11 protein-coding genes are annotated in these 13439 nt (G+C 59.9%); 3 read left to right on the forward strand and 8 right to left on the reverse strand.

What is annotated here, in order from left to right:
- Positions 1-2: 2 nt before the first annotated feature.
- Positions 3-1073, forward strand: coding sequence for an NAD(P)/FAD-dependent oxidoreductase (locus PH552_RS24990; RefSeq protein ID WP_112343284.1), 1071 nt, complete (start codon positions 3-5; stop codon positions 1071-1073).
- Positions 1074-1327: 254 nt separating this feature from the next.
- Positions 1328-2983 carry a sensor histidine kinase gene (locus PH552_RS24995; RefSeq protein WP_113250031.1) on the forward strand — a complete coding sequence of 552 codons (1656 nt, stop codon included), beginning with the start codon at positions 1328-1330 and terminating at the stop codon, positions 2981-2983.
- 48 nt (positions 2984-3031) lie between these two features.
- On the opposite strand, the gene PH552_RS25000 is transcribed toward PH552_RS24995, so the two are convergent.
- The 7 genes from PH552_RS25000 to PH552_RS25030 all read right to left on the reverse strand — a co-directional run bounded on the left by PH552_RS25000 (position 3032) and on the right by PH552_RS25030 (position 11360).
- Entirely contained in the window at positions 3032-4426 is a 1395-nt protein-coding gene (locus PH552_RS25000) for an NAD(P)(+) transhydrogenase (Re/Si-specific) subunit beta (RefSeq protein WP_112343420.1), read from the reverse strand.
- A gap of 10 nt (positions 4427-4436) precedes the next feature.
- Positions 4437-4835 (reverse strand): NAD(P) transhydrogenase subunit alpha part 2, encoded by a 399-nt coding sequence (locus PH552_RS25005; protein WP_112343282.1) that lies wholly within the window; start codon positions 4833-4835, stop codon positions 4437-4439.
- Position 4836: 1 nt separating this feature from the next.
- Entirely contained in the window at positions 4837-6000 is a 1164-nt protein-coding gene (locus PH552_RS25010) for a Re/Si-specific NAD(P)(+) transhydrogenase subunit alpha (RefSeq protein WP_145644471.1), read from the reverse strand.
- Between the two features lie 109 nt (positions 6001-6109).
- Positions 6110-6334 carry an aa3-type cytochrome c oxidase subunit IV gene (locus tag PH552_RS25015; protein WP_112343281.1) on the reverse strand — a complete coding sequence of 75 codons (225 nt, stop codon included), beginning with the start codon at positions 6332-6334 and terminating at the stop codon, positions 6110-6112.
- A 274-nt stretch (positions 6335-6608) separates the two neighbouring features.
- Entirely contained in the window at positions 6609-7364 is a 756-nt protein-coding gene (locus tag PH552_RS25020; protein ID WP_112343280.1) for an N-acyl amino acid synthase FeeM domain-containing protein, read from the reverse strand.
- A gap of 356 nt (positions 7365-7720) precedes the next feature.
- Positions 7721-10024, reverse strand: coding sequence for a putative bifunctional diguanylate cyclase/phosphodiesterase (locus tag PH552_RS25025; protein ID WP_112343279.1), 2304 nt, complete (start codon positions 10022-10024; stop codon positions 7721-7723).
- A gap of 229 nt (positions 10025-10253) precedes the next feature.
- Entirely contained in the window at positions 10254-11360 is a 1107-nt protein-coding gene (locus tag PH552_RS25030) for a TRAP transporter substrate-binding protein (protein WP_113250033.1), read from the reverse strand.
- 296 nt (positions 11361-11656) lie between these two features.
- Between PH552_RS25030 and PH552_RS25035 the strand changes: the two genes are divergently transcribed.
- Positions 11657-12445 (forward strand): gamma-glutamyl-gamma-aminobutyrate hydrolase family protein, encoded by a 789-nt coding sequence (locus PH552_RS25035; protein ID WP_183764814.1) that lies wholly within the window; start codon positions 11657-11659, stop codon positions 12443-12445.
- Here the strand turns inward: PH552_RS25035 and PH552_RS25040 are convergent, their stop codons facing one another.
- On the reverse strand, positions 12446-13414 hold the full coding sequence (locus tag PH552_RS25040) for a 2-hydroxyacid dehydrogenase (protein WP_183764811.1): 969 nt from the start codon (positions 13412-13414) through the stop codon (positions 12446-12448). It abuts the gene before it with no gap.
- Between the last annotated feature and the right edge of the window lie 25 nt (positions 13415-13439).

Below are 13439 nucleotides of genomic sequence, written 5' to 3' on the forward strand. Positions count from 1 at the left end.
ACATGCCCTCCCCCCAGAAGATCATCGTTATCGGCGCCGGCATCATCGGCGCGTCCATCGCCTGGCATCTGAGCCGCAAGGGTGCGTCCGTCACGGTGATCGCGGAGCGGGCCGGCGGCGTGGCGACACCGAATTCCTTCGCCTGGATCAATGCGAGCTGGGGCAATCCGGAATTCTACTTCCATTTCCGCCACCGCTCGATGCGCGAATGGTCGAGGCTTGCCGCCGAGCTTCCCGGCCTGCCGCTATCCTGGTGCGGCGGCCTGTGCTGGGATCTCCCGGAGGCGGAGCTGGACGCCTATGCAGCCCGGCATCACGGTTGGGGCTACGGCATACAGCCGGTCGATCGAGCTACCAGCGCGATGATCGAACCCAATCTCGCCAATCCGCCGGACTATGCGCTGCATGTCGCCGAAGAGGGCGCCGTCGAACCCGTTGCCGCGGCAGAGCAGCTCTTGCAAGATGCCACACGCCGCGGCGCGATCTTTTTGTCCGGCGTCGAAGTCGAACGTCTGCTGATGCAAGGCGGGCGAATCACCGGTATTGAGACGAGCGAAGGCGAGATGCGCGCCGACCATGTCGTTCTTGCCGCCGGTGCGGGCACCGCACCGCTTGCGGCATCTGTCGATATCCAAGTGCCGCTGGAAACGCCGCCAGGGCTTATCGTTCATTCCCAGCCCGCACAAAAGCTGCTGAATGGCCTGGTGATGGCGCCGGAACTGCATTTGCGCCAGACGGCTGAAGGGCGGATCATTGCCGGCGGCGACTTCGGCGGCACCGATCCCGGCGATGATCCACAGGCGGCCGCCCGCGAGCTCTTCGCCAAGGCCAAGGCAACCTTGAAGGGCGGAGAGGCGCTGCAGCTCGATTTCCACACCGTCGGTCATCGCCCGACCCCAAAGGATGGCCTACCCATTCTGGGAGGCGTCGATGACGCGCCCGGCCTCTATGTCGCTGTGCTGCATTCGGGTGTCACGCTGGCGCCGCTGGTCGGCCTGCTTGCGGCCGAGGCAATCGTCGACGGCAAGAACGACGATCAGCTTGCCTCTTTCCGCCTCTCGCGCTTTGCCTGACCCTCGTAAAAGGCAGGGGCACCGCAACTCAGGGGATGCATTGCCGCAGTCGTAAATACCCGAGATCGTTTATGATTTCGAAGCAATGACTTTTCATATGTTGCAAGGCAATTTACCGAGCCCTAACATGGACGCTTCGAGAGCATGTAGCTCGGGACAGGGCATGGGGGCGCTGGGCATGATGACCAAAACCATTCTTTTCGCGTTTGCCGGCGCTTTGGACCGTCGTGGAGGCACGATCGGTTGATCGCCTCATGAGGAAATCGCATTTCCCGAAAGCGTCGATTGGAGCCTATCTGATCGCCATAGCCTTGGCGATTGCCTTGCCTATTCTGGCCTTCGTCGCTCTCCTTCTCGTCCAGCTGGAAAACAATGAACGCGATGCGCTGAAAGGCGATACGGTTCAGGACGCTCAGGCTTTGGCGCGAGTCATCGACCGCCAGCTGCAGGACATGGCGACGACGTTGCGGCTGCTGTCCTCTTCGCCTGAACTCGAGCGCAACGATATCGCCACTTTCTTTGCCCGCACGGAAACGGTCCTGCGCACAGATTCCCTCTTCGTCCTGCTCATGGAAAAGGATGGCCAGCTGAGGTTGAATACGCGCTGGCCACTCGGCAAGCCGCTCGGCAAGACCGGCAATATAGCCGCGCTGCAATCGGCACTGAACTCCGGACGAATCGAGGCGTCCGATGTCTTCATCGGCACGAACGCCCGCCGCTGGGTCTACAACGTCACCCTGCCTCTCGAGCACTCCCCGGCCGGAGCTGCCCTCGCGGTAACCCAGGATGCGGACGAACTCGCCAAGCTCGTGACCACGGAAGCCCTGCCACCCGGCTGGTCTGCCGCCGTTCTGGACAAATCCGGACATGTCGTTGCCGCCGGTGGCCCGACGACCCTCGCCCCGGGCGACGCATTCAATAAGAACATCCTGCCGAAGCTGATCGCATCCAGCGGTGTTTATCAGGATGAGAAGGTCCTGCCGAACGCAGTGCTCGGCTATGCGCAAATTTCCGGCTGGTCCTGGAAGGCGGTCGTCTGGGGACCGATCGCATCGGCGCAGGCGTCGCTGATGAGCACCTGGCGCTTTCTGATCTACGGCGGCGTCACGCTGCTGTTGATCGCCTTGATTGCTGTCTATGCCCTGGCGCGGCAGGTGCGCATCACCATTCAGAGCATTGCCGACATGGCCGACCGCATGGGCCGTGGCGAGATCGTATCGCCGATCGACACCAGTGTCATCGAGGCGAACCAGGTGGCCATAGCGCTTTCCAACGCATCCTTCGATCGCAGCGTCACGGAAGACCGGCTGCATTTCGTCATGCACGAACTCGTCCACCGTACCAAGAATCTGCTGGCGCTCGCTCAGGCGATGACAAGGCAGCTCGCACGGCAGACGGACAGCGTCGACAGCTTCCAGCGCGCCGTCGCCGACCGGCTGGAAGGATTGGCGCGTTCGATCGAGGTCCTGACCAGCGAACAATGGTCCGGCGTTTCGCTGCGCCGCGTGATCGACATTCATCTTGCGACCTTCCTGCAGGGGCCGCAGCAGCTCGATGTTCTCGGCAACGATTTCCTGCTGAAGCCCGAGGCCGTGCAGAATCTCGGCCTCGTCCTGCATGAGCTCGCGACCAATTCAGTGAAATACGGGGCGCTTTCGGCTCCCGAAGGCAAGATCACCATCGAATGGACGACGGAGGCCGGCGAAAACGGGCCGATGATCCGCTTCGTGTGGACGGAAAGGGATGGCCCTCCGGTCAAGCCGCCAAAGGACACCGGCTTCGGCACCACGGTGACGAAAACGCACGCCGCTGCATCCTTCAGCGGCAGCGTCGAGATCGATTTTCGCCCAACCGGCCTCGTCTGGAGATTGACCGCCCTGCGCAGCACGATGGAACGCGAGCGGAGCTGAAGCACCTCCCGCGATCATCAGTCTTTCCCGTATGCCGTTTTCCAAAGCCTACTCGTTCATCGCCTTGACGATCTCCTCCGTGACCTTCTTGGCGTCGCCCAAGAGCATCATCGTGCCGTCCTTGTAGAACAGCGTGTTGTCGATGCCTGCATAGCCGGAGCCGAGCGAACGCTTGACGAAGAGGCAGGTCTTGGCCTTGTCGACATCGAGGATCGGCATGCCGTAGATCGACGAGGTCTTGTCGTCGCGCGCTGCCGGATTGGTGACGTCGTTCGCGCCGATGACATAGGCGACATCGGCCTGGGCAAATTCCGAATTGATGTCCTCGAGTTCGAAGACCTCGTCATAGGGCACATTGGCTTCCGCCAGCAGCACGTTCATATGACCGGGCATGCGGCCGGCGACGGGATGGATGGCATATTTCACCTCGACGCCATGGGCCTTCAGCCTGTCCGCCATCTCACGCAGCGCGTGCTGGGCCTGCGCCACAGCCATGCCGTAACCCGGAACGATGATGACCTTGGAGGCGTTCGCCATCAGATAGGCGGCATCTTCCGCCGAACCAAGCTTGACGGTCTTGTCGGAATTATCGGCACCGCCCGATGCCGTTTCGCCACCGAAACCGCCGAGAATGACGGAGATGAAGGAGCGGTTCATGCCCTTGCACATGATGTAGGACAGGATCGCACCCGAAGATCCGACAAGCGCGCCGGTGATGATAAGCGCCAGATTGCCGAGCGTGAAGCCGATACCGGCGGCTGCCCAGCCGGAATAGGAATTCAGCATCGACACGACGACGGGCATGTCGGCGCCGCCGATCGGCACGATCAGCAGCACGCCGAGCGCCAGCGACAACAGCACAACGGCCCAGAAAGCGAAATGGCTCTCGCTTGCCGCAAGGCTGATAATGAAGAACACGATCAGCACAAGCAGGGCAGCATTGATGACATGCCGGTTCGGCAGCAGGATCGGCTTGCCGGACATGCGCCCGTCAAGCTTCAGGAAGGCGATGATCGAGCCGGTGAAAGTCAGCGCGCCGATCGCGACACCGATCGCCATTTCGATGCGCGCTTCCGTGTGGATGCGGCCGATCTCGCCGATACCGAAGGAAGATGGCGTATAGAGCGCCGAAGCGGCCACGAGGACGGCTGCCAGACCGACCAGCGAATGGAAACCTGCAACGAGCTGCGGCATCGACGTCATCGGAATGACGCGGGCGATATAGGCGCCCGCCCCGCCGCCGATGGCAAGGCCGAGAATGATCAGCACCAGGCCGCCGAAGGACGGCGTCGCCAGCACCAGCGTGGTTGCGATGGCAATGCCCATGCCGATCATGCCGTAGAGATTGCCGCGCCGGCTGGTGGCCGGATGGGAGAGCCCGCGCAGCGCCAGGATGAACAGGACACCGGAAACGAGATAGAGGAAAGCGGCGATATTGCTCAGCATGCCGCCCTCACTTGTCCTTCTTCTTGTACATCGCCAGCATGCGCTGGGTGACAAGGAAGCCGCCGACGATATTGACCGAGACAAGCACCAGCGCCACGAAGCCGAAGCCGGTGGCGATACCGCTCACCGAGATGCCGACGGCCAACAAGGCACCGACCACGATGACCGAGGAAATGGCATTCGTCACCGCCATCAACGGCGTGTGCAGAGCCGGCGTCACCGACCAGACGACGTAATAGCCGACGAAGATTGCCAGCACGAAGATCGCAAGCTGGAAAACGAAGGGATCGACCGCTCCGCCCGTTGCAGCGCTGGCGACCTCTGGCGCTTGTGCGGCGGCTGCGGTGACGGCGGCAACGGCGTCGTTCAGCTGCTGCAGTGCCTGATCCATTGCTTGGCTGGCCATCTCAGAGATCTCCCTTGTTGACCGTCGGCTGGTCGGGATCGACGAAATTCGGGTTCACAACCTCGCCGCCGTCAGTCAGCATCGTCGCCTTGATCAGTTCGTCGAGGCGGTTGAGGCCGAGGCTCTTGCTATCCTTGTCGACCATCGTTTCCAGGAAGGTGACGAGATTCTTGGCATAGAGGGCCGAGGCGCTGGCCGCGATCCGGCCCGCCATATTGGGATAGCCGATCACGCGAACGCCTTCGACTTCGGCGACCTTGCCGTATTCGGCGCCCTCGATATTGCCGCCGCGCTCGACCGCGAGGTCCACGGCAACCGCGCCCGGGCGCATCGCCTTCAGCATGTCGCGGCCGACGAGCCGCGGTGCAGGACGGCCGGGGATCAGCGCCGTCGTGATGATGATATCCTGCTTGGCGATGTGATCGGCGACGAGCACCGCCTGCTTGGCCTGATATTCCCTGGACATTTCCTTGGCATAGCCGCCGGCGGTCTCCGCCGCCTTGAACTCTTCGTCCTCGACGGCGATAAATTTCGCACCGAGCGAGGCCACCTGCTCCTTGGCCGCCGGCCGTACGTCCGTCGCCGATACCAGCGCACCCAGGCGCCGGGCCGTGGCGATCGCCTGCAGGCCGGCAACGCCGGCACCCATGACGAATACCTTTGCCGCCGGCACCGTTCCCGCCGCTGTCATCATCATCGGCAGTGCCCGGTCATAGACGGCAGCAGCCTCGATCACGGCCTGATATCCAGCGAGATTGGCCTGCGACGACAGCACATCCATCGACTGCGCGCGGGTGATACGCGGCATCAGCTCCATGGCAAAGCTGGTCAGGCCCGCGCGCGCCATCTCGGCAAGAGCGGCCTCGTTGCCATAGGGATCCATGATGGCGATAACGATCGCGCCGTTCTTGTAGCCGGCGATTTCCTTGGTCGTCGGGCGTCTGACCTTGAGGATGACATCCGCCGCCTTCGCATCCTTGACGGAGCCGATTCGTGCGCCGGCGGCTTCGTATTCCGCGTCCGGAATGCGCGATGATACCCCCGCACCGGCTTCGATCACGACATCGAAGCCGAACCCCCTCATCTTCTTCACCGTCTCGACGGAAGCCGCAACGCGCGTCTCTTCCGTCACGCTTTCCTTGGCCACGAAAACCAGATTGCTCAACAGCACCACCCCACATCGAACCGCAGCCCTGCTCGATGCAGCAGGGCAACACCTGCGAAATCAGGTCATAATTTTCAGCAAAGCCGCGGGCCGGACGGCCCTGCGTCGGTCAACGCGACAATAGGAAACCAAGGAACGAAAGAACGAGGAAAATGATAAAGCCGCCAAGCAAGCCGGCATGACCGAAAAAACCGGCCGCCATAGCAATCAGCAAAGCAGCGACGATCACCGATCCCAGCCTGGCCACGAACAGGAAACCTTTATAGGTTTTCTCATGTTCCTTGTAGTCCATGGCGGCGCCAGTTTCGACCGGTCCGGTATGATGTTCGGCCATTCAGAAGTCTCCCCTCAATTCACTCCCCGACCGGCCATGCAGGCCGGCGGCTGGAGCTAATCCTCAAAGGCTGAGGCATGGCAGATGCCGCAGCCGAATTTCCTCTATCGAGGGGTTACACAAAGCGAGGAAAAATGCAATGCACGAGAAGGTCGCACGGGCGCGCAGTCTGGAGCAAGATACCGAAAAGTCGATTTCGGACGACATCATGCTCCAGCTGCTTGATTCCGGCGCGGAATCGCATCCGGGCCATTCGACCCAAAATCACCCCATGCTAGCCGAATTGCCCGCGAATTTCGCGGCGACCGCCATTTGCCAGCCGTGCCGTCGGCAGAATGGTCAACGGAGGCGAACCGTTATCCTCGTTGCGGGAAAACATCATGCGTCTTTCATAGGGCTCCGAGTCAAAGAACGGATACCGTTGCATCAGCTTGCCCCGAATTTCCTTCGAGCGCGACGCCAGCAGCGTCAACTCGAAGCCATAGGTCTTGGTCATCCGCGGCGGCACGATCGTATCGGCATAGAAGACGCGCTTGTAGAAGGCCGCATGTGCCGGGCGGATGTGCTGCATCACGCGATCCGTGTTGAAATAGACGGCGCCGACGATCGCGGGCCGAAGCGTCAGATAGGGCAGCCCCGGCAGCTCCAGCTCGAAATCGGGATCGACGGCAAAGCGTGCGGGGTCGATCAACGTCATGCCGGCATCGAGGAAGGCGTGAATTTCCTCGGGGAAGATACCGGTCGATTGACATACGCGATGATCCGGCGTGACATGGTGTATCCGCACCGTGCTCACCAGCTCCTCGTCATAATAGACCCCGAAAATATAGGCGTGATCGTCGAAGTCGATGTCGTCGATCAAGTTCTTGGCCGCCACAGGCAAGACGTCGCGCGCCTTGTAGGCCTTGTAGCGTAGCCGCGCGACACCCTCCATGTCTTCGCTGCTTTCGATCCGGCGATATTCTACGTGATCGAGCACCTCCATCAGCTTGCCGGCAAAGCTGTCTTTCCAAGCACTCACATGAGTCATAATGAATGTTCCATGATGGTTAACGGAACATAATTGGTAAAAACTCGTGGTTTGATCAATATTTGATTTAATTTTTATTAACTATTAATTCCATTAAGGTTAATTTTTTTAACGAATACCGGTATAGGCTCGGCCGCGCGCTGCAACCAAGTTATCGTTGTTATGACATGATAAATAAGCGGATCTGCCCAGCTATCTGATCCGCACAAAACAAGCGCGGATCTTCGACTTACAATTTACACAAGCAGCCTGCGGCAGGATGATCGATTGGCCCGGATCATTATGGTGGCGTGATACGATCGCCGGTTCCCGGATTATTTTAGCGTCTGCGCAATAATACGCGTCCGCTCCTTGTATCAGGCGACATGATCCTCACGCGCACCCGGCAGCCGACGATTGAGGCCGGCCACCATCACAGCCACCTGTTCCCGGGTCACGGGTGCGGAAAACACATAACCCTGGATGATATCGGCCAGGTTCTTCTCAACGATGAGTGCCAGCTGTTCGAGCGTCTCGACGCCTTCGATGACGATATGGAGGCTGAGCGCACGGGAAAGATCGACGATGCCGCACAATAACTTGAAGCGGCGGCTGTCCGTCGTGATGTCGCGAACGAAGGACCGGTCGATCTTGACGACGTCCACCGGCAGGGAATCCAGGTAGCTGAGGCTGGAAAAGCCTGTTCCGAAATCATCGATCGCGATCGTGATGCCTTTGGCGCGCAGATCGGCAAGAATGGAGCGAACGGTTGCCACCTCGTCCATCAGGCAGCTTTCCGTGACCTCGAGATGCAACCGCGACGGCTCCAATCCCGACGCCTCGAGTGCCTCCATAACGACGGTGACGATATCGTCGTTGCGCAGATCCTGCGCTGACAGGTTGACCGAGACCGCAAGCGGCGCCGGCCAGGAAACGCAGTCCCGGCAGGCCTGGTTGATCATGAAGCGGGTGATGCCGGCAACGATGCCCATTTCCTCGGCGATCTGCACGAAGATATTGGGCGGGATCGAACCCTTTTCCGGATGAATCCAGCGCGCCAGCGCCTCGCAGCAAACGATGCGGGAGCCGTCCGGCGTAAACATCGGCTGATAGACGGCATGCAGCCTGCCCGCCTCGACAGCTTCGCGCAGGTCTTCCTTCAGTTTCTGGCGCTCGACATAGCGCGCATCCATCTCCTCTTCGAAGGCGCTGCATCCGCCTTTCAAGCGCGACTTGGCGTCGAACAGCGCCAGATCGACCTTGACCTGCCATTCCTCCGAGCGGAACTCCCTGCTCGGCATGGTCACATATCCGCCGCTGAAGGAAATGCGGAAGCTGTTGCCGTCGACATCGTAGATGCCTGTCATTGCCGCGTGCAGCGCGCGAATATGGCCATCGATCTCCGGCGCATTGTCCTCGTTCGGGAAGAACAGGACGAATTGATCGCCCACCAGCCGTGCCGAAAGCGCCGCAGTGCCCGCGAGCTCCTTCAGGCGCTCGGCTATGGCAACAAGAAGCCGATCACCGGCCAGATGCCCCTTTGTATCGTTGACATGCTTGAAGTCGTCGACATCGAGAACCAGGATTCCGATCCGGCCGTCCCGCATGCGCGCTGCAAGCTTTTCCTTGACCAGCTCGATGAAATATTCGCGGTTCGGCAGGCCCGTCAGAGGGTCATAGCGGACCATATGCAGGATCTTGCGCTCAGCCCGGATGCGCACGGTGACGTCTTCGAAGATCAGGATGACGATGCCGTCGGCGCGACGGCTGGCCGAGAATTCCAGAAATTGATCCTCGTTGAACTGGATAAGCGTGCGGGAAAGCGTACCGCTGACCAGCTGCCCCATTTGCCGGTGGATGAGTCCGGGCAAGGAGCCGTCGATGAAGGCGTTGCGCGCGCCGTAACGGAGAACGACGTCGAACTCGCAGTCCTTGAGCTGCTCTGGATGCGCGAAATTCAGGAGTTCGCAAGCCTTGCGGTTGACGACGAGGATGCGGTTCTGGGCATCCAGCATGAAGAGCCCGTGCGTCATATTGTTGAGCGCGGTATCGAACCGGTCGGCGATCAGGGATATCTCGCGCGAGGCGATGACGTTCTTGTAGAGAAATTCGCGCACGCCGTTCGCCATCGCCCGCGTCGTCAACCCGAAGGGGACGAGCATGATGGAGACGATCGCCTTGTAGAGCTGCTGCGACATCAGGCAGGCGATGATGATCGGCAGGCAGCAGGCGAGCGTCTGCAGGTCGATCGCCTTCTGGGATCCGTAGTTGCGGCCGACGATCGACACCATCGACGCCATCGTTACGGCGATGCAGATGAATTCCGCCAGCGGATCCTGCACGATCAGGATGGCATAACCGCTGCCGATGCCGAGGATGGATGCGGTTGCGGCGGCACCGATCACATAACGCGTTTCCCATTTGGCGATATCGGCCCGCGTGAAACTATGCTTGTCCGCCGCATCGAATTGCCGGAACGAATACATTCGCAAGGCAAATACGGCACCGAAAGCCAGGCAAAGCGTGAGATAGATATTTGCGCGCGTGCTCAGGAAAACGATGACATAGGTGAGGATATGAACGAACACGCCCGTAAACAGCGTTTTACGGTTTCCGAAAAGCGAACTGACGAACGACAGATAAACATCCGTCGGCACGGTGTCCGGGCTTGGAGGCTTCATTCAGACTTCCCCTGATGCGGCGGACACCCTAGTGAAAACGTTTTAAAATTTGATTGCTCAATAACACCCAACTGGACAGATTTATCAATCGTGTCGGTAACTTACATCGAAGTTAGGCTGCGGTCCGCATCGTATTAGTGCAATGATTCCCGGCTCACCCTACCTCGAAAATAATATTTAAGTCGCTAATAAATAAAACAAGATATTACTAAAGACTTACAGAATACGATCACAACTTGCCCGCTCGCTGCTGGATCATCATAAAAGTATCGAAAGTATACTCCGAAAGCTGCATCCAAAGATACGCATCTTTTTTATAGGAAACCTGATCCTCGTAGATGCGCTTGAAATAAGCGTTGGATTTGGAAAGATCCGCATAGAGCGCGCCGGCGGCCTGGAAGCACGCCTCCATGATCTCCTGGCTGAACGGACGCAGCGTCACGCCCTGCTGCACGATATCTTTCAGCGCCTGGGGGTTCTTCACATCGTATTTCGCCAGCATGTTGGTATTGGCGAAGGCACAGGCATCCGTGAGGATTGCCTGGTAATTTTTCGGCAAGGCATTCCATTTCTCCAGATTGAAGAAAGCGTGCACCACGGAACCGCCTTCCCACCATCCGGGATAGTAGTAGTATTTGGCGATCTGCTGCAGCCCGAGCTTCAGGTCGTCGTAAGGGCCAACCCATTCGGCCGCATCGACGATGCCTTTGCTCAGCGCGTCGTAGACCCCGTTGACCGCGATATCCTGTTGCGGCACCACGCCGATCTTTTCGATCACCTTGCCGGCCAATCCGGCAATGCGCATCTTCAGACCCTTGAGGTCGTCGAGCGTATTGATTTCCTTACGAAACCAGCCGCCCATCTGCGCACCGGTATTTCCCGCAGGCAGGCCCAATATGCCCTGCGTTGCGTAAAACTCGTTCATCAGCTTGTTGCCGTTGCCCTGATAGAACCAGGCATTGGTCAGCCGGGCGTTGAGGCCGAAGGGCAGCGCCGTGCCGATGGCATAGGTCGGATCTTTTTGCCAGAAATAATAGGAGCAGGTATGCGCGGCATCGACCGCGCCGGCGCTCACCGCATCGGCCGCTTGTGCACCAGGAACGATCTCACCAGCCTCATAGGTCTGAATGACGAAATTGCCGTTGGTCGCGTCGGAAACATGCGCGGCAATATCCTCCGCGCCGCCATAGATCGTGTCCAGGCTCTTGGGGAAAGAGGAAGTCATCCTCCAGGTGACCTTCGGATATTCCTGGGCCAAAGCCGGGCTCGCAAGCGTGGAGGCTGCAGCGCCTGCGCCAACGGCTCCTGCCCGCCTGATGAAGGAACGGCGATCCATCGAATTCTCCCATACGGACGGCATTGCTGGGAAACGGCGCGTTCCCCATCATGGCGCAAGCGATGGAACTAACCACGCCGCACCCAGTCTTTCAAGTTAGCTCTCTTGCACCGCATTATGGCGATTCCTGTACATCCGCATGACGAAGGGAAACAAAGCCTTATGGAAACCGCCGCACGTTGCCGCCTGCGCCGTCTTCGCGTAGATTCGTGACGTGGATAACATGCCTTTGGATTGACATCATGATCATCCAGAGGTCCCACCATACAACCGTTTCGCCGTTTCCGGAGCCTCGAATGTCCAGACCGATCATCGCCATCCCCGCCGACATTCGCGAATTCGACGGCACGCGCTGGCACGCGGTGCAGCTGCAATATGTTCATGCCGCCGTGAAGGCTGCGGGATTAATGGCGCTGATCGTACCTGCGCTCGAGGAGGGCAATGATGCGGACGCCATTCTCGACCGGGTGGATGGGCTGCTCGTTTCCGGTTCGGCTACCAATGTGCACCCATCCCTCTACGGAATGGAAGCGCTTGAAAGCGACGGTCCTTTCGATCCGGCGCGCGACGCGACTTCGCTGCCGCTCATCCGCCGCGCCATCGATCGCGCCATTCCGATGCTCGCCATCTGCCGCGGCATTCAGGAGCTGAATGTCGCGCTTGGCGGTACGCTGGCAAGCGAAATCCAGGATCAGCCGGGCATCTGGGATCACCGTAAGCCGCCGAATGTCGATCGCGACACGATGTATGCGATCCGCCAGAGCGTCTTCGTCAAGGAAGGCTCCTGCATCGCCCGCGTCGTCGGGCCGGGTGAAGTGCGCGTCAACTCGCTGCATCGTCAGGCGATCGCCGATACGGCGCCGAGACTGCAGGTGGAAGCGCTGGCCGAGGACGGCACGATCGAGGCCGTTTCCGTCATCGGCGCCAAGGCCTTTGCCGTCGGCGTACAGTGGCACCCGGAATATTGGGCCGAAACGGATTCGCCGTCGCTGAAGCTCTTCACCGCCTTCGGCGATGCAGTGCGCGATTATGCGGCTGGCAAGGAGCGGCCTCCGGTCGCTCCGTATCAGCAAAAAGCCGTATGATCAGCCTCGTGGCTTGACGGGGGTTTCCGGCACCGGCGTCACAGGCTCACCCTTGGCGAACCATTCGATGATATTGTCGGAGACCAGATCGGCCATGGCATCGCGCGTCGGCACCGAGGCGGATGCCACATGCGGCAGCAGCGAAACGTTCGGCAGCGAGAGATATCCGGCCGGGACATTCGGTTCGTCATAGAAGACATCGAGGCCGGCAGCGCCCAGCGTGCCGTTGCCGAGGGCTGTTATTAGCGCGTCGTCATCGACGGACCAGCCGCGGCCGATATTGATGAACACCCCCCGCGGCCCGAGCCCCGACAGGATTTCGGCATTGATGACCTTGTGGGTCTCCGGCGTCTTCGGCACGATGGAGATCAGCGTATCCACCGATTGCGCCATCTCTTGCAGGGTCGGGTAGTAATCGTAAGGCAGGGAGTCGCGCGGCGTGCGGGTGTGATAGCCGATCTTCACCTTGAACGGCTCCAACCTTCTTGCGATCTCCAGACCGATGCGACCAAGCCCGTAAATGCCGACGCGGCGCCCTCTCATGGAAAAAGGCGAGAGCGGAAAGGCCCCTTCCTTTGCCCAATGCCCTTCGCGCAGCCAGGTCTCCGCCTTCGGAAACTGCCGCAGCGTGTTCAGGAGCAGGGCGATCGCGGTATCGGCGACCTCGTCGTTCAGGACATCAGGCGTATTGGTCACGACGATCCCCTTCGAGGCGGCGTGCTTGACGTCGATCCCGTCATAGCCGACGCCGAAATTGGCGATGACCTCGACATTCGGAAAGGCATCGATCCAGGCCGCATCGAACCCGCCTGCGACAGCCACACCGCGGATGCGGGCCGCGGTCTCCGCATCGACCTTCGGACCGCCATCCCGTTCGACCGAAACGATATCGAACCGTTTCCCGAGCCTTTCGAGGACACGCGGGTGTATCTTCCCCGGAACGAGGATGGCGATGCGGCTGTCGGACATGGATCTTTCCTCTTGAGAGACTGTT

This window comes from Rhizobium aureum (assembly GCF_030182495.1).
Lineage (GTDB): Bacteria > Pseudomonadota > Alphaproteobacteria > Rhizobiales > Rhizobiaceae > Rhizobium > Rhizobium tropici_C.